Annotated in this window: 14 protein-coding genes; 6 read left to right on the top strand and 8 right to left on the bottom strand. The window is 67.6% G+C overall.

The features are described from left to right. Positions 1–9: 9 nt before the first annotated feature. On the bottom strand, positions 10–426 hold the full coding sequence (locus OJA40_RS14785) for a hypothetical protein (RefSeq protein WP_146031930.1): 417 nt from the start codon (positions 424–426) through the stop codon (positions 10–12). Between the two features lie 120 nt (positions 427–546). Between OJA40_RS14785 and OJA40_RS14780 the strand changes: the two genes are divergently transcribed. Next, positions 547–1,203 carry a hypothetical protein gene (locus OJA40_RS14780; RefSeq protein WP_208427188.1) on the top strand — a complete coding sequence of 219 codons (657 nt, stop codon included), beginning with the start codon at positions 547–549 and terminating at the stop codon, positions 1,201–1,203. Here OJA40_RS14780 and OJA40_RS14775 read toward each other — a convergent pair. Next, positions 1,164–1,646 (bottom strand): hypothetical protein, encoded by a 483-nt coding sequence (locus tag OJA40_RS14775; protein WP_263810974.1) that lies wholly within the window; start codon positions 1,644–1,646, stop codon positions 1,164–1,166. The two genes, OJA40_RS14780 and OJA40_RS14775, sit on opposite strands and share 40 nt — an antisense overlap. Positions 1,647–1,762: 116 nt before the next feature. Here OJA40_RS14775 and OJA40_RS14770 point away from each other — a divergent pair, with 116 nt between their 5' ends. From OJA40_RS14770 to OJA40_RS14760, 3 genes are all read left to right on the top strand, one after another. Further along, positions 1,763–2,851 (top strand): metal-dependent hydrolase, encoded by a 1,089-nt coding sequence (locus OJA40_RS14770; protein ID WP_208427186.1) that lies wholly within the window; start codon positions 1,763–1,765, stop codon positions 2,849–2,851. A 71-nt stretch (positions 2,852–2,922) separates the two neighbouring features. Beyond that, positions 2,923–3,774, top strand: a complete 852-nt coding sequence (locus tag OJA40_RS14765) for a mechanosensitive ion channel family protein (RefSeq protein ID WP_237702024.1) — start codon at positions 2,923–2,925, stop codon at positions 3,772–3,774. Positions 3,775–3,901: 127 nt separating this feature from the next. After that, positions 3,902–4,327: an OsmC family protein gene (locus OJA40_RS14760; RefSeq protein ID WP_208427184.1), complete on the top strand. Its 426-nt coding sequence runs from the start codon at positions 3,902–3,904 to the stop codon at positions 4,325–4,327. 75 nt (positions 4,328–4,402) lie between these two features. Here the strand turns inward: OJA40_RS14760 and OJA40_RS14755 are convergent, their stop codons facing one another. The 4 genes from OJA40_RS14755 to pgsA form a co-directional block, all read right to left on the bottom strand. Next, a complete protein-coding gene (locus OJA40_RS14755) occupies positions 4,403–5,386 on the bottom strand; it encodes an NAD(P)H-quinone oxidoreductase (protein WP_208427183.1) in 984 nt (327 codons plus the stop codon). Between the two features lie 134 nt (positions 5,387–5,520). Further along, positions 5,521–6,759, bottom strand: a complete 1,239-nt coding sequence (locus OJA40_RS14750; RefSeq protein WP_208427182.1) for a competence/damage-inducible protein A — start codon at positions 6,757–6,759, stop codon at positions 5,521–5,523. 92 nt (positions 6,760–6,851) lie between these two features. Beyond that, positions 6,852–7,526, bottom strand: a complete 675-nt coding sequence (gene pyrE / locus OJA40_RS14745) for an orotate phosphoribosyltransferase (protein WP_208427181.1) — start codon at positions 7,524–7,526, stop codon at positions 6,852–6,854. A 46-nt stretch (positions 7,527–7,572) separates the two neighbouring features. Beyond that, positions 7,573–8,178: a CDP-diacylglycerol--glycerol-3-phosphate 3-phosphatidyltransferase gene (gene pgsA, locus OJA40_RS14740; protein WP_208427180.1), complete on the bottom strand. Its 606-nt coding sequence runs from the start codon at positions 8,176–8,178 to the stop codon at positions 7,573–7,575. Between the two features lie 361 nt (positions 8,179–8,539). Here pgsA and dnaK point away from each other — a divergent pair, with 361 nt between their 5' ends. Beyond that, on the top strand, positions 8,540–10,537 hold the full coding sequence (gene dnaK, locus OJA40_RS14735) for a molecular chaperone DnaK (RefSeq protein ID WP_208427179.1): 1,998 nt from the start codon (positions 8,540–8,542) through the stop codon (positions 10,535–10,537). A 205-nt stretch (positions 10,538–10,742) separates the two neighbouring features. Here dnaK and OJA40_RS14730 read toward each other — a convergent pair whose 3' ends face one another. Continuing rightward, on the bottom strand, positions 10,743–11,531 hold the full coding sequence (locus OJA40_RS14730; RefSeq protein WP_208427178.1) for a TatD family hydrolase: 789 nt from the start codon (positions 11,529–11,531) through the stop codon (positions 10,743–10,745). Between the two features lie 150 nt (positions 11,532–11,681). On the opposite strand from OJA40_RS14730, the gene OJA40_RS14725 reads away from it, so the two are divergent. Next, complete coding sequence (locus tag OJA40_RS14725; protein WP_263810973.1) at positions 11,682–15,185, top strand: TonB-dependent receptor domain-containing protein; 3,504 nt, start codon at positions 11,682–11,684, stop codon at positions 15,183–15,185. A gap of 5 nt (positions 15,186–15,190) precedes the next feature. On the opposite strand, the gene OJA40_RS14720 is transcribed toward OJA40_RS14725, so the two are convergent. Next, positions 15,191–16,159, bottom strand: coding sequence for an isoaspartyl peptidase/L-asparaginase family protein (locus OJA40_RS14720; RefSeq protein ID WP_263810972.1), 969 nt, complete (start codon positions 16,157–16,159; stop codon positions 15,191–15,193). Positions 16,160–16,175: the final 16 nt, after the last annotated feature.

The raw sequence follows: 16,175 nt of genomic DNA, 5'->3' as shown, positions 1-16,175 counted from the left end.
TCGGCAGCGTCATTCGTCGTCCTCTTCTTCCTCCACACGCTCCCGCCTCATCAGGTAGTCTTCGAGGCTGCCCACGACGACTCGCGTCTCTTCATCGACCTCCACGTCTTCGACGTCCCCGGCCCGAATCAGCTTTTTGATTTTCTTCCGGTCAATCTGCTTGAGAATGCGCCGCGCCTCGGTGCGGCTCACGACATCCTCTCGGTAGTCGGCAGCAAAGTCCTCGAGGAAGTCGAGGGTCTCGTCCGTGAGGTCGATCATCCGAATCTCCTCGTTGGCGTCGGAGAGGGACCAGTAGAGGTCCGCGTCGATCAGGTGGCGATCGGTCCAGCGGACCAGGGTCTGCTTCGAGAGCTGGAGGTGCTCGGAAAGCTCGTCGAGCGGCATCGTCTTCGGCTGCCGCGACGTCGCGGGTCGGTCAGGCACAATATGCATCCGGTGACATTTAGAAAAAGGGAGGCCTACATTGGACATAGAAGGGCCTCTTTTGTTCCTCCGTGTTCGTGCCCTGCCTGTCGTTGATCGTGCCATTTCCCCCTCCTGACGATGCCCCCCGCTCGCTCCAAAGAGGACTGGACGTCTCTGCTTGCTCCCCTCCTCTCGACCTCGGTGCAGGCCGCCAACGAGCGGCTCATGCAGACCGAGGAGATCCGACAGTGGCTCCGGGAGGCCTCGACGAAGGCGGCCGAGGGCATGAGTCGGCGCCCGGACATGCGCGGCGAGATGCGCGGGTACGCGGAGCTGAAGGGGGCCTTCGAGGAGCGCTTTCCTACCCTCCTCGACGCCGTCGAGGAGCTGACGGGGGGATGCGGGACGATCGACCTCGACTGGACGCCCATGAACCCCACCATGAGTCGCGTTGAGGTCGACTTTCACCGCGAGCTTGCCGTAGACCTGTTCACGCGGCTGGAGGCGCCGTCCCCCGACGCCGCACGGGCGGCCCTGCATGCCGTCGAGGAGGCCCTTCCGGACGGCACCCCGTTTCCGAACCGGCCCAACACGGTCACCGGCCTGGTCGCCCACGACGGCTCGTGCCTGGGGGTGCGGGTGCGAGAGCACCTGGGCAACGAACAGGGCGGTCGGTACCGCACCGTTGCGCTCCTGCCGGACGACCGGAACGACCTTGAGAATCTGTCGATGCAGGACGCCGCGCCGCGCCTTCTTCAATTGTTGGCACCTGCCGATTCGTCTTCGGGCACCTGACGCGGGGCGGCGCCGGGCGTGCCGGCCCCCCGGTCGACCTCCCCAACCCCCTGAATCGTCCACGCCTGTTCCCCCTCCTCGTCCGCGAACCAGAAGGTCGCCCCCACTTGCAAAAACTCGCTTAGGAACCGCACGAGCGTTTCGGGGGAGACATTGGCGGGGACCTCGTCGCTGACCAGCGTGAGCCGGTCCCTGCGGACCTGAAAGTAGCCAAGGGCAAACGGCAGGGGGCCGTCGGTCTTTGTGCTCAGGGCCTCCTGATACACCTGGCTTTCCGCCCGCAGCGACTGGACGAGTTCGACGGTCAGCCAGTCTTTTTCCCGTCCGCCGATGAGGCCGTGGTGCCGCCGCTCAAACAGCTTCCGCACGAGGCCCTCCAGCGCCTCGCGCTTCTCGGGACGGACAACGGCATCTTCGACGCGACAACGATAGCGGTCGGGCATGGCGACCTCGTAACGGGTGGGCAAAGGCGGCGGCAAGGCACGGCTCAGGAGGGGGACAGCGCCGTACAGGGGGCCCTCTTTCACGTTCCTCTTCCACAGCGAATGCTCCCTGCTTCATGGACTCCGTGACACAGATTACACTGGGCGCCGCGGTGGGCGAGGCCACGGCAGGCCGCGAGGCCGGCCTCAAAGCGCCGCTGTGGGGCGCGGCCTTTGGGCTGCTGCCCGACCTGGACGTGCTCGCCAACCCGTTTCTGACCGAACTCCAGGCCCTCACCATGCACCGGAGCGTAACACACTCCCTGGTGTTTGTCGCCCTGGTCAGTGCCTGTGCGGCGTACGGACTGCGGCGCTTTCACCGAGACGTCCCGGTCTCCATGGGGCGATGGGGAGCGCTGGTGGCCCTCACGCTCGGAACACACGTGGGCCTGGACTGCCTCACAACGTACGGCACGCAGGTCTTCTGGCCCTTCAGCAACTACCCTGTCGTCCACGGGGCCGTCTTTATCATCGACCCGCTGTACACCGTCCCATTGGCCGCAGGGCTGCTCGTGTCCCTCCGATGGAACGCCACGGCATCGGCGCGGCGCTGGGCGAACTACGCGGGCCTCGCGTTGAGCTCCGCGTACCTCGTCTTCACCGTCGTCAACAAGGAATACGTCAGGCTGGTCTTCGACGAGGCCCTCTCGGAGACGGCCCCCCACTACGAACGCCTCTTCACGTCCCCCACCCCGTTCAACAACCTCCTTTGGCAGGGCGTCGCGGAGACCGAGGACGGCTACTACGTCGGGGACTACTCGCTGCTGGACCCGGATCGGGCCGTCAACTTCCAGTACGTTCCCAAGAAGCACGACCTTCTGGCCGACCGGTGGAGCAATCCCGTCGTGCGGGACCTGCGCCGGTTCTCTCGGGGCTACTTCGTCGTCCGCCGGGGCGACGGCGCGCTTCGAATTCACGATCTCCGGTTTGGGCGCAGCGATGTCGGCCTCACCGACGACGGCGAGTACCTCTTCACGTACCGGCTGCAGCAGGGACCGGCGGGAACCGTCGTCGGCATTGCACGGCCCGAGCCGCCGTTCGAACTCGACGCCGCCCTCCTCCGCCGGTTTCTCGCCCGTATTCAGGGCCAGTCCGTCGCCTCCCTCCAGTCGGTCCGGTGTGGGGGGCCGTTGCCCGTCTGGCGGATGCGACGCGGGACGAATTGATACTTCCCCCCGTTTCCCAGTACCTTCAGGACACTTTTCACTTACACTCGCCGTCGCGCCCCAACGCCACCATGAACGATCTCCTTTCTCAGTCTCAGGACTATTTGAACGCCGAGACGATTCAGATGCTCGGCTCCTACGTGCTGAGCATTGTGGCCTTTGTCCTCATTCTCGTCGTGGGACGGTACGTAGCGACCAAGGTTCGCGATGTAATTCGGGGCGGTCTCGACAAGCCGAAGGTCGATACGACCCTGACGAAGTTTGCCGGCAACTTCGCGTACTACGCCATCTTCCTGCTAGCGATCTTCGCCGGTCTGGAAACGGTCGGCGTCGAAACGGCCAGCTTCGTCGCCGTTCTGGCCGCCGCCAGCTTCGCGGTGGGCCTCGCCCTGCAGGGCACCCTCGCCAACTTTGCTGCCGGCATCATGCTGCTGATCTTCCGGCCCTTTAAGGTGGACGACTACGTCGAGATTGCCGATGAAACCGGCTTTGTACGCGACATCTCCCTCTTCTTTACGCGACTGACCACCCGGGACAACCGGCTTATCATTGTGCCCAACGGCGACATCTTTGGCTCCACCATCCGCAATATTTTTGCCCACGATGTCGTCCGGGTGGACTGCGACGTGGGCACCGACTACCCGGCGGACATCGACGCCACCCGGGAGGTCCTACTCGAGGCCGCCCGGAACGTTGACGACCGGGTCACAGAGAAGGGCGAACAGGCCGCGCTCACAGCCCTGGGGGGCTCGTCTATCAACTGGCAGGTGCGCGTGTGGGCCACGCCCGACGACTACTTTCGCCTGAAGCAGGAGCTGACCCGGCAGGTCAAGTACAAGCTCGACGAGGCCGAGATCGGCATCCCCTACCCGCAGATGGACGTGCACCTCGACGAGCTCGACGGCAGCGACGAGGCGGCGTAGCCCCGAGGCGGGGCTGGTGTTGGTGTGTTCTTTCCGAAAAGCGGGGCCGGGGAGGAACGTACAGGGGGGCACGCATTTGCAGTGTGTGACCTCTGACATCCCCAACGACCAACCCACACACCCATCTATGCCTACTCGTTCTGCGGACGCAACGTGGACCGGCAACCTGCCCGACGGCAGCGGCACCATGCAGCTTGAAAGCGGGGCCTACGAGGGCGCCTACTCGTTTCGCTCCCGCTTCGAGGACGGAGACGGCTCCAATCCCGAAGAGCTGATTGCCGCCGCCCATGCGGGCTGCTTCTCGATGGCCCTCTCCAACGTCCTGGCTGAGGCCGGGCACGACCCCGAATCGGTCAACACCACGGCGGACGTGACGCTCCAGATGGTCGAGGGGGACCCGACCATCACCGAGATCCACCTGACGACGGAGGCGTCCGTGCCGGGCCTCGACGCGGACACGTTCGACGAGCACGCCGCGGCGGCGAAGGAGGGCTGCCCGGTCTCGAAGGCCCTCGCCGGCACGGAGATCACGCTCGACGCGAGCCTGACGTAGGCTTCAACGCGCTCGGTCAGTACTCTTCTCCGCCCCGGGTCCTCCGTCGAGGACTCGGGGTGTTCGTGTGTCGGTCTACGAGACCACTTGGAGGACGATCTTGCCGGCGTTTGCGTTGTTTTCCATGCGCCGGTGGGCGTCGGCCACCTCGGTCCAGTCGTAGGTCGAGTCGATCACGGGACGGAGCTGCCCATCCACGAACGTGGGCACGATGTCCCCCGCAAACTCATGGGTCAGCTGCACCTTGTAGTCGAGGCTTCGGTCGCGAAGCGTCGAGGTTAAGAGCTGAATGCGTTTGGCCATCAGGGCACGCAGGCTCACCTCCTCGACGGTGCTCCCCCCGAGGGTCGCGAGTTGCACGATGCGGCCGTCCACGGACAGGGCCTCCACGTTCTGGTGAAAGTACGGCGCGCCGATAAAGTCGAGCACGATGTCCACCCCCGCTCCGCCCGTGAGATCGTCGATCCGGGCGGCGAAGTCCTCCGACTCGTAGTCGATGGTGGCCGCCGCCCCCAGATCGCGGCAAAGATCGTGCTTCGGGGCCGAGGCCGTGATGTAGGGGCGCGCGCCGGCCTCCCGCACGAGCTGGATGGCGGCGGTCCCCACGCCACTGGCGCCGGCGTGGACGAGGACGTCGTGGTCGCGCTGCAGCCCCCCAAGCCAGTGCAGGGCCTGGTACGCCGTCAGGAACACCTCCGGAATTGCCGCCGCCGCCCGCATGGAGAGACCCGGCGGGACGGCCATCAGCAGGTCCTTATGGACGACCACCTGCTCGGCGTATCCGCCCCCGGCCAGCAGGCTGAATACGCGGTCCCCTTCGTGCCAGTCGATCACGTCGGGTCCGGTCTCCTGAACGACGCCGGCCATTTCGAGGCCCATGATGGAAGAGGCCCCCTCCGGCGGGGCGTAGTGACCGCGGCGCTGGAACGTATCGGCGCGGTTGAGGGCCGTGGCGTGGACCTGCACACGGACCTCGTCCGCCCCGGGCGTCGGGGTCGGCACCTCGCCGATGGTCATGGCGGACGGGGCGCCGGGGTCGGGAACGCGAACGGCTCGCATGGATGCGCGGATGGGTTGGTTGGCAAATGACGCGTGAGTGCTTTCCTGCAGTGCGGCACGCCCTCCGACGGGTCCGGCGGTGGTGCCCCACGGGGCGCGGCGACCGACGGGCTCGGCGGCCCGGCCGTTCGGCCCTACGCCGACAGCGTCCGGCGCGCCTGTTCGAGGGCCGCGGACGCGAAGAGCTCTTTGTTCAACGTGCGGTCCTCTACGAACTGGTGGCGCCGGGCGTGCCGCCCGGACGCGTCGGCGTACCCGACCCACACGGTGCCCACCGGCTTCTCGGGCGTGCCGCCCGTCGGCCCCGCGATGCCGGTGGTCGACACGCCCACCGTGGTGCCGAGCGCCGCCCGCACCCCCTCGGCCATCTGGACGGCGACCGCCTCGCTCACGGCGCCGTGCTCACGGATCGCCGCCTCGTCCACGCCCAGGATGGTTTTCTTTGCGGAATTGGCGTAGGCGACCACGCTTCCCAGGTAGTAGTCGGACGACCCGGCGACCCCCGTCAACCGGTGCCCAATGAGCCCGCCCGTCGCGCTCTCCGCACTGGCAATTGTGGCGTCGCGGGTCCGCAGTGCCTCCCCCAGCACCGCTTCCAGGGTCACATCGCCGGTGCCGATGATGTCGTCTCCCGCACGCTCCCGGATTGCCGCCTCCACCGTATCCAGGCGCGCACCCGCCGTCGTCTGCCGGGCGTCGGCCGAGAGGCGCAGGCGCACCCCGCTCGTGGAGGGCAGGTACGCCAGGGACACGTCGTCCCCCAGCACGTCGGACAGGTCGCCCAGCTTCTCCTGCAGGGCCGTCTCCCCGATCCCCGCCGTCACGAGGGTTCGGTGGCGCACCTCGCCCACGCCCGACTGCTCTTCGAGCCGCGGCTGGACCGAGGCCTCGAAGATGGCGGTCATCTCTTCCGGGATCCCGGGCAACAGCACGATCAGCCGCCCGTCTGGGGCCTCGTACCACAACCCCACGGCGGCGCCAACCGGATTGTCGAGCGTCTCAAAGCCCTGGGGCCGCTGGGCAAGGGCCGGGGCGGACGGCGGCACGTCTCGGTTTCGCCGGTCGTAGTACTGGCGAACCCGTTCCAGCACGTCCGGGTCGGTCTGGAGCGGGGCCCCAAAGTAATCGGCGATGACCGTCCGCGTGAGGTCGTCGTGGGTGGGGCCGAGCCCCCCAGTGCAAATGACGAGGCGGGCCGCCTCGTACGCCCGGTCCAGCTCCCGGAAGATCGCCTCGCGGGCGTCCCCGACGGTCACCGTCCGGGTCATGCGGACGCCGAGGCGACTGAGCCTGCCCCCGAGCCAGGCGGCATTCGTATTGGTGGTCTGGCCAATCAACAGTTCGTCGCCGATGGTCAGGAGTTGTGCCTTCATCAAGGGGGAAAAGCAACCAGAAGAGAGCGGAAACAAGGGGCGTCCCCAGTCCGGCCGGTGCGGGAGTCAGCCGGGGGTGCGCGCACGCCGGCTCAGCCGCCGTGTTCGTGCGACCAGGCCTCGGGGTCGGCCTGCCAGTCGTTAAGGAGCGCCTCGGCGTCTGCCGAGAGGGAGTGCTGGCGGCGCGCCACGTCCAGCAGCACGGGAAACGTCGTCAGCACGTGGCAGGGCACGCCGGCCTCCCGAAAGGCCGTGGCGGCGGCGTCCAGCCCGTACGAGAAGATGGCCAGTACGGCCGAGACATTGGCCCCAGTCTCGCGAACGGCCGCCGCCGCGTTCAACGCGGATCGGCCCGTCGAGATGAGATCCTCCACGACGACAACCTCATCCCCTCCCCCCGGCCGTGCCCCCTCGATGCGCCGCCCCTGGCCGTGCCCTTTGGCCGAGTCACGGACGTACGCCATCGGTGCCTCGATCCGGTCGGCCAGCCAGGCCGCGTGGGGGATGCCGGCCGTGGCCGTGCCCGCCACGGTGAGCGAGGCCCCGTCGTCCCCCCGTACAACCTCCGCAAACCCGTCCGCAATGCGTCCGCGAACGGACGGATGGGCCAGGGTCTGCCGGTTGTCGCAGTAGATGGGCGCCGCGAGGCCCGAGGACCACGTGAACGGGTCGTGCGGGCGGAGCGAGACGGCATCAATGCTCAGCAGGGCATCCGCGAGGGCGCGGGCCCGCTCAGCCGACGATGGAGCGAAGAGGTCTTGGGACATCACGGACGACAGCAGTCAGTCGAGGGCGCGAGTGCGGCATGGAGCGCTACTCCAGTTCCCCCTTCTCTTCCACCGGCGCCACCACGTACAGCGCGCCCGTGGCCAGCGTAAACCCGACGACGACCGTTAGGGCCAGCCCCGGCAGGCCGCTGTCGTAAAGCAGCCACCGGGCGGCGTCGCGAAGCGGCGGGGAAAAGTGCGTCGCGGCCCGGAGCGTGAGCACGCCGAACAGGAATGCGGCCTGCAGCATCGTCTTCCCCTTCGCCACGCGGTAGGTGTGCAGCGTCTGCCCGGACGCTTCGGCCCACGACCGCAGGACCGTCACGACAACGTCGCGAAGGGCGATGGCCACGACGGCCCACCACGGGACGAGGTCGGGGGCCTCCAGGGCGAGGGCGATGAAGGTCCCCAGAATCAGAATCTTATCCGCCAGGGGGTCGAGGTACTGCCCGAGCCGCGACCGCACGCCGTACCGACGGGCCAACACCCCGTCGTAGTAGTCCGTCAAGGACGCCAGAACGAAGAGCACGACCGCACTCATCTGGCCGGCCGTGCTCGGAACCGACAGGAGCAGGAGCAGCAACGGGGTCACCAGAATCCGACCGACCGTCAGAAGGTTGGGGATGTACCGGAGGGCAGCAGACGTGTACATGACAATCACACGATAAGCACGAGTCGCGGGAATATCTTGGGCCCCCTTCGATATTGGTGAAATTTTGCACGGAAACGGAGGGGAGACGGTTGCCCCCCAAGGACCATGCCTCCGTCCTGCAAACTTTTCAGCGTGCGGGCGTCCCGGTGCCAGTCCTGACGCCCCGCCAGGGGAAATCGACCGGCCCGGCCCTGCCACCCTGTCATTCTGACGGACTGTTTCGGGGGCTTTGCGGCGCGGCATTGTTCTTGAGAAGTATGTCTCGTGGCGATGTAGAGTTGGGGACGCCGAGAGGCGGCCGCCCCTCGCCCCCGACACGCCTTCGACTTTCGAACTGATCCGAACCAACGCACACGTACTCATGGGTAAAGTCATTGGAATCGACCTTGGCACGACGAACTCGGTCGTGGCCGTGATGGAGGGGGACGATCCCGACGTCATCGAAAACGCGGAAGGAGCGCGCACCACGCCGTCCGTCGTGGCCTACAAGGACGACGGCGAGCGCCTCGTGGGCGCCCCGGCGAAGCGTCAGGCCATCACGAATCCCGAGAACACCGTGTCCTCGATCAAGCGGTTCATGGGCCGCTTCTACGACGAGGTCGAGGACGAAATTGAAGAGGTCCCGTACGAGGTCGTCCGCGGCGAGAACGACACGGCGCGCGTCCAGATTGGGGACCGGAAGTACACCCCGCAGGAGATTTCGGCCGTGGTGCTGCAGAAGCTGAAGCAGACGGCCGAGGACTACCTGGGCCAGGAGGTCACCGACGCGGTGATCACCGTGCCGGCCTACTTCAACGACGCGCAGCGGAAGGCCACGCAGGAGGCCGGCGAGATTGCGGGCCTGAACGTGCAGCGCATCATCAACGAGCCGACCGCAGCGTCCCTCGCCTACGGCCTCGACGACGAGAGCGATCAGGTGGTCGCCGTGTACGACCTCGGCGGCGGCACCTTCGACGTCTCCATCCTGGAGCTCGGCGATGGCGTCTTCGAAGTGAATGCCACCTACGGCGACACGCACCTCGGGGGCGACAACTTCGACAAGCGCCTCATCGACCACATTGCCGACGAGTTTGAGCAGGACACCGGCATCGACCTCCGGGACGACCCAATGGCCCTGCAGCGGCTGAAGGAGGCCGCCGAGGAGGCCAAGATTGAGCTGTCGAGCGCCAAGACGACGACGATCAACCTGCCGTTTATTACGGCCACGGACGAGGGGCCGCAGCACCTGAACATGGACCTCAACCGGGCCACCTTCGAGAACCTGATCGAGGACCTGGTCGAAAAGACGGTGCCACAGATGGAGAAGGCCCTCGACGACGCGGGGCATTCCAAGAGCGACGTCGACGAGGTCATCCTGGTTGGCGGATCCACCCGCGTGCCGCTTGTGCAGGAGACCGTCGAGGACTTCTTCGGCAAGCAGGCCAACAAGTCCGTGAACCCGGACGAGGTGGTGTCCCTCGGCGCGGCCGTACAGGGCGGCGTGCTTAGTGGCGACGTCGACGACGTGCTGCTGCTGGACGTGACGCCGCTCAACCTCGGCATCGAGACGCTCGGCGGCGTGATGACGACGCTGATTGAGGAGAACACCACGATCCCGACGAAGGAGAGCGAGGTCTTCTCCACGGCCGCCGACAACCAGACCTCCGTCGAGGTGCACGTCCTGCAGGGCGACCGCGAGATGGCAAAGGACAACCGCACCCTCGGCCGCTTCCACCTGGACGGCATCCCGCCGGCCCCGCGGGGGACGCCGCAAATTGAGGTCACGTTCGACATCAACGCGGACGGCATCCTGAACGTGTCCGCCGAGGACAAGGACACCGGCAAGGAGCAGTCCATCCGCGTGGAGGCGAACAGCGGCCTCTCGGACGAGGAGATCGAGAAGATGAAGGAGGAGGCCGAGCAGCACGCCGAGGAGGACGAGCGCCGCAAGGAGCGCGCCGACACGATCAACGAGGCGAACTCCATGGCCTACTCCGTGGAGCAGGGCCTCGAGGAGTACGGCGACAAGATTCCGGAGGACAAGCGGTCGCCCCTCCAGGACGCCCTCGACTCGCTGAACGAGGAGCTCGAAACGGCCAGCGCCGACGAGGACATCACCGCGCTGGAGGACGCCCTCGAGGAGCTCAACGCGGCGTGGTCCGCCGCCGGCGAGGAGATCCGCGAGGCCCAACAGCAGCAGGCGCAGCAGGGCGCCGCGGCGGGTGCCGGTGCGGCGGGTGCCGGTGCGGCGGCCGGTGCCGGAGGCCCCGCGGGCGGTCCCACGGAGGGACCGACTCCCGGAAACGGCGCCCCCGACTCCGACGAGGAGGACGTCCAGGACGCCGACTACGAAGTGGTAGACGAAGGCGAGGAAGAGTAGATGCGGCCGTTTGGACGCGGGCGGACTCGACGTGCCCGCGTCCCTCTACATCGCCCCGCCCTCCCCGACGATCGCGGGAGCCCGCGGCCATTCAGGCGCCCCGACCGGGCAAGTTCCGGTCGGGGCGTTTTTTATTGTTACATTGCGGGCCAGCCCCTGCGGGACTACAACTGCAGATGCCGCAAGCCTCAGGCCCCGCGGCCGCTCACCGCGTACCGTCGAGCTCGTAGATTGCCCGGGCATTCCGGGTCGTCACCTCGGCGACCGTCTCCAGCGGAAGATCCTTGATCTCGGCGAGCCGCTCGGCAACGTGTCGGACGTAGGCCGGCTCGTTGCGGTCGCCCCGGTTTGGCTCCGGGGCGAGGTACGGGCTGTCGGTCTCCACGACGATGTGGTCGAGCGGCACTTCCTTCACGTACTCGTCGACCTCGCTGTTGGAGAATGTCATGATGCCCCCGACCCCCAGATAGAACCCCAAATTCCAGGCCCGCTCGGCCACGTCGGGCGGATCGACGTAGCAGTGCAGAATCCCGCGCATCTTCTCCGGGACCTCGGCCCGCACGTACTCCTCCTCAAGAATGGCGAGTATGTCCTCCGCGGCGTCGCGGTTGTGAATCACAAGGGGCAGGTCGGCCTCAATGGCCAGGCGGATGTGCTTGCGGAAAAAGCGCTTCTGGCGGTCGTCAAACGACCGGTCCCAGTAGTAGTCCAGCCCGCTCTCCCCCACCGCCACCACACTCGGGTGCGAACACCAGTTCACGACCGCCTCAAAGTCCTCCTCGGTGACCTCTTGGGTCTCCGAGGGATGCAGGGCCGCCATGGCGTAGAGCCCGTCGTACTCCTCACACAGGTCTACCGCCTGCTGGATGGAGGGAACGTCGATGGCGGGCATCACGACGACGTCGACCCCGGCGCCCCAGGCCCGACGCAGAACCGCGTCTCGGTCCCCATCGAACTGGTCGAGGTACAGGTGCGCGTGTGTGTCGATAATCATAGGCTGAAGCGACGACCGAAAGCGAAAGAGGTGGACAAAACGAGCCGATGACGACCGGGAACGAAGTCCCCATTTTGCACCGTAGGAAGACCGGCACTCATCGTCTTGGCACCGTGCGTTAGAACATCAACTGAAGGCCCCACACTGTAAATGCGTTGGTGTAAATTTCACCCGATCCTCCGCCCGGGCACTCGGGGCCTGCTCTGGGCACTAGCCGCCTCAATGCTGGGGCTGATTGCGGGTGGGGCCTCGTCTCCGGCCGCCGCCCAGTCTTCGCCCGACAGCACAGACTGGGTACAGGTGCGCCTGCATCACGGGACGGAGGTTGAGTCTGTTCGCCTGACCCCGAGGCGCCGTTCGCTCTCGGTGCTGCTTCCCAGCAGTGATTCCCGAATCCTCCGGCTGAACCGCGACGAGACCGTGACGCTCGGGCGCCGCCAAGGAGATGTGTATGCCCGGCGCGGGACGGCCAACCTGTACGCCCGGTCGCTTCGCCTCGCGCCGTCCAGGGGGGGCAGCTGGACGCTCGCCCTGCCCTCCGAGTCGACGCGCACGTACACGGGCCGGCTCACCCTTCGGCCCGCCGACTCCAGCACCGGCCTTCAGCTCGTCAACCGCGTGCCCCTGCAGGACTACGTCGCGAGCGTCGTCGCCGCGGAGTACGGCCTCGACGACCGGGCGGGCACCCGTGCCATGGCGGTCGTGGCTCGGACCTACGCCCTCTTCTCCACCAAGCACTTCGATGGGGACTACGACCACGTCGACGGCACGGCCTCTCAGGTGTACCGGGGCAAAGACGTGATCACCGCGGCCGCCCGTCGGGCCGCCCGGGAGACGCGGGGTCAAATTTTGACCTACGACGGGGCCCCGATCCAAGCGGTCTACTTCTCGTCAAGCGGCGGCCACACGGCCAGCAATGAGTCCGTCTGGACGGACAGTCCCTCCCTCCCCTACCTCCGGGGCAAGGCGGACCCGTACGACCAGGCCTCGCCCAAGCACCGCTGGACGACGCGCATCAACCGCCGGGCCCTTCTGCAGGCGCTGTCGCTGCACCACGGCGCCTCCGTCGAGGGGTTTCTGCTGGGCGACCGCACCCCAAGCGGCCGGCTGGCCACCATCGAGGTGCTCTTCTCGGACGATACGGAGACGGACATGGAGGCGAGCACCTTCCGGTCGGTGGTGAACGAGCGGGTCGACGGGGTCACGCTGAAGAGCACATGGTTCGACGCGCGCCGCGACGGCTCGGCGTACGTGCTGACCGGTCGGGGCCACGGCCACGGGGTGGGCCTCAATCAATGGGGCGCCCACGCCATGGCCGAGCAGGGCAAGGGCTACCGCGAAATCCTCTCGTTCTACTACACGGGCGTCCAGATTCAGCAACTGGACGAGACGTCCCCCTCCCCGCGGTGGCCCAGGACCCGCCCAGCCCGCCCACCGACTCCACCGCTCCCCGAATTGGCTGGTGAGGACCCCTCGCAATTTGGCCTGCACGACGCCCGACACGAGGTCTCCGACCCACGAGTTGAGAATCCGTCTATCGAGATCGCCACCCGCTACTGCGAGCACCCGCCCTCCGCCCGCTCTCTTTCCGCCGTTTCCGTTTCCAGTTGCATGGTTTTCGTAACACGACGTCCCCCTCTCTTCCTCCTCTTAGCCATTTTGTGGACTGGTGTCGGCCCCCACCTCGCGGTGGGGCAATCCCCCGACTCCACGATTGTCGAGCTGCCGGAAGTGACGGTTGAGGCCGTCCGTGGCGCCGAAACGGAGGCGTCCGCGCCGTTCGCCGTGACGGTGCGGTCGCGGTCGCCGGCGGAGGTATCCCTGACTGCGTCGACGTCTCTGGACGATGTGCTCCGTCCCCTGCCCGGCGTATGGGTAAACGATCGTCACCACTTTGCCCTCGGGGAGCGCATCAGCGTGCGGGGCGTGGGCTACCGGTCCAATTTTGGGGTCCGTGGGGTGCAGGTCCTCTACGACGGCATTCCACTCACCCTGCCCGACGGGCAGGCCTTTCTTGACGTGGTGGACCCGGCCGTGGTCCGCCAGGTGGAGCTGGTTCGCTCCCCCGCCTCGGTGTTTTGGGGCAACGGAAGCGGGGGCGTCCTTTTTCTCTCGTCGTCGGGCCCATCGCCTCCCCCGAATCGGGTCCGGGTGCAGGGCGGCAGCTACGGGCAGTGGCAGGGCCTCGTGGAGGGGGGAGGCACGGTCGGCCCCTGGACCGTGCACGGATACGCCTCCGGCCAGCGCCAGGAGGGGTACCGGGCCCACAGCCAGGGCCATCGTGTGCGGGCGGGCGGAACGGCCCGACGGGCGTTGGGCCCCAACACGCAGCTCCGCGTGATGGCGGCGGCCGACCAGCAGGACACCGACAACCCGAGCAGCCTCACCCGCGAGCAGTTCACCAGTGACCCCTCACAGGCCCGCTCCGCATTCGTGGACGTGAATGCGGGCAAGCAAAGCTCACAGATCCAGCTCGGGGCCTCCGTCGACCACGACCTGGGCGGCGCCACCCTCTCCGGCACCGCTTACGGCCTGCGCCGGAACCTCGACAACCCCCTGAACTACGCGTTCATTCGGTACACGCGGTGGAGCGGGGGCACCCGGTTCACCCTTCGCCGGACCGAGGGTCGACTGCAGGGCGGCCTGGGCGTGGACGCCGGGATCCAGTCCGACGACCGCATCGAATTTACGTCCACGACGCCCGACGGGGATCCCGGCCCTGAGGTCGGCCTCGACCAGTTGGAGACCGTACTGAACGGCTCCGCGTTCGGCTACGCCCGCCTTAACGCGACGGATCGGCTGGCCCTGACGGGCGGGCTCCGGCTCGACCAAATGCGCTTCGAAGCCGACGATGGACTGACCGAGGACGGGGATCAGTCCGGCACCCGCACCTTCTCGTCGGTCAGCCCGAGCTTTGGGCTCTCATTCGATGCCGGCCCCGCTCAGGTGTTCGCCCAGTACAGCACGGCGTTCGAGACGCCGACGGCCTCCGAGCTCTCCAACCGCCCGGGCGGGGGCGGCGGCTTCAATCAACAGGTGGAGCCGCAGGTTACTCGGGGCTTCGAGATCGGCGCCCGGGGCACCGTCCCGGAGGCTCGGCTGCGGTTCGACGTGGCCCTGTACCGCCTCGAGGTCGACGACCTCATCTCCGCCTACGAAGACGCCGACGGGCGCGAGGTCTACGATAATCTTGCGGCCAACACCCACGACGGCATTGAAGCCAGTCTCACGTGGCAGGCCACGGACGCCCTCGAAGTGGCGACGCGCTACACGGGAAGCCGGTTTGTCATCGACGAATCGAACGACGACTCCCTGGTCGGCAATCGGGTGCCCGGCATTCCGAGTCGCCGTCTCTACCTCCACACCGAGTTCACTCACGACGGGTGGTGGGGGCGGATCTCGGGCCAGGGGGTGCCGAGCTACTACACCAACAACGCAAACACCGCCGAGGCGCCCCGATACGTCCTGGTGAACCTCAACCTCGGGCACCGGGGCGTCGACACGAACGGACTCACCCTGAAGCCCTTCGTCACCGTCAACAACGTGCTCAACGAGCGCTACGCCGGTTCCGTCGTCGTGAACGCGTTTGGCGGGCGCTATTACGAACCCGCCCCCGAGCGGTCGTTCTCTGCGGGGCTCAACGTGGAGTGGTAGTCCGGTTACAGACGCTGACGCGCGTCGGTCCCATCCGTCCACGCCCGGGCCATCCGGGGCGTCGTGAAGGCCACCGCGGCCTCTTCAGGGGCAACCACGATGCATCCGCCCGTCGCCCCCTCCCCGTCCGGCGCCCGTACCTGCTCGTGCATGCGGGAGAGGGAGGCCCGCGCGGCTGCTTCGGCCGAGGCGCCCGCCCGGACGCGCTCCCGCACGCTCCGGGCCAGCCCCACGGCCGCGATGGCCTCGCCCCAGCCCGTCGTGCTGACCGCCACGTGGGCGTCCGCGTAGAAGCCGGCCCCCGGCAGGGGCGAGTCGCCCACCCGGCCCGGCGGCTTGAAGGGCGTGCCTCCGGTGGAGGTCGCCGCCGCGAGCGTGCCCGTGGCGTCCCGCATCACCGCCCCCACCGTGTCGCGCCCCTGCGGATCGGCGCCTCCTGGACGAAACGACCGGCTCGGGTGATTCGCTTCGGCCTGCGCCCGAATCCGCTCGTGGCGTCGTCGCTCGCGAGGGTGGACCAGCGTCTCGTTCGGAACGAGCTCCGTCCCCGTGGCGTCCGCAAACCGCTCCGCCCCCTCCCCCGCCAGCATGCGCACGCGCCCCTCCCCTGTCTCCAACAACCGGCGGGCCACCCCGACCGGGTGCTCCAGACGCTGCGTGGCCATGACGGCCCCGTAGCCCAGAGTGGCCCCCGTCATGACCCCGGCGTCCAGCTCCACCGCCCCGTCTTGATTCAGCATCGCCCCGTAGCCCGCATTGAAGGCGCCGTGGGCCTCCAAGGCCCGCGTCGCCGTCGTGACGCCCGCCAGGGCCCCCGTCTCCTCCTGCACCGCGGCGGTCCCGACCTCGAGTACAGCCTGAAGCCCCTCGCGGTGCGCCGCAAGCGCGGCGTCCGGAATGTCCCAGGCCCCGCCGTGCACGAGGAGGAGCGGCCCACGCGTCTCAACCTGCCGACTGTGGAGGAAGAGGGACATTCCAGGAGCGCCCAGG

The organism is Salinibacter pepae (genome assembly GCF_947077775.1).
GTDB classification, from domain to species: domain Bacteria; phylum Bacteroidota; class Rhodothermia; order Rhodothermales; family Salinibacteraceae; genus Salinibacter; species Salinibacter pepae.
This window is presented reverse-complemented; position numbering and strand designations above follow the sequence as displayed.

Excerpts from the sequence above, each read along its gene's own strand:
- OJA40_RS14780 (WP_208427188.1), top strand. The coding sequence starts at position 547 with ATGCCCCCCGCTCGCTCCAAAGAGGACTGGACGTCTCTGCTTGCTCCC.
- OJA40_RS14775 (WP_263810974.1), bottom strand. The coding sequence starts at position 1,646 with ATGCCCGACCGCTATCGTTGTCGCGTCGAAGATGCCGTTGTCCGTCCC.
- OJA40_RS14770 (WP_208427186.1), top strand. The coding sequence starts at position 1,763 with ATGGACTCCGTGACACAGATTACACTGGGCGCCGCGGTGGGCGAGGCC.
- OJA40_RS14765 (WP_237702024.1), top strand. The coding sequence starts at position 2,923 with ATGAACGATCTCCTTTCTCAGTCTCAGGACTATTTGAACGCCGAGACG.
- OJA40_RS14760 (WP_208427184.1), top strand. The coding sequence starts at position 3,902 with ATGCCTACTCGTTCTGCGGACGCAACGTGGACCGGCAACCTGCCCGAC.
- OJA40_RS14755 (WP_208427183.1), bottom strand. The coding sequence starts at position 5,386 with ATGCGAGCCGTTCGCGTTCCCGACCCCGGCGCCCCGTCCGCCATGACC.
- OJA40_RS14750 (WP_208427182.1), bottom strand. The coding sequence starts at position 6,759 with ATGAAGGCACAACTCCTGACCATCGGCGACGAACTGTTGATTGGCCAG.
- pyrE (WP_208427181.1), bottom strand. The coding sequence starts at position 7,526 with ATGTCCCAAGACCTCTTCGCTCCATCGTCGGCTGAGCGGGCCCGCGCC.
- pgsA (WP_208427180.1), bottom strand. The coding sequence starts at position 8,178 with ATGTACACGTCTGCTGCCCTCCGGTACATCCCCAACCTTCTGACGGTC.
- dnaK (WP_208427179.1), top strand. The coding sequence starts at position 8,540 with ATGGGTAAAGTCATTGGAATCGACCTTGGCACGACGAACTCGGTCGTG.
- OJA40_RS14730 (WP_208427178.1), bottom strand. The coding sequence starts at position 11,531 with ATGATTATCGACACACACGCGCACCTGTACCTCGACCAGTTCGATGGG.
- OJA40_RS14725 (WP_263810973.1), top strand. The coding sequence starts at position 11,682 with ATGCGTTGGTGTAAATTTCACCCGATCCTCCGCCCGGGCACTCGGGGC.
- OJA40_RS14720 (WP_263810972.1), bottom strand. The coding sequence starts at position 16,159 with ATGTCCCTCTTCCTCCACAGTCGGCAGGTTGAGACGCGTGGGCCGCTC.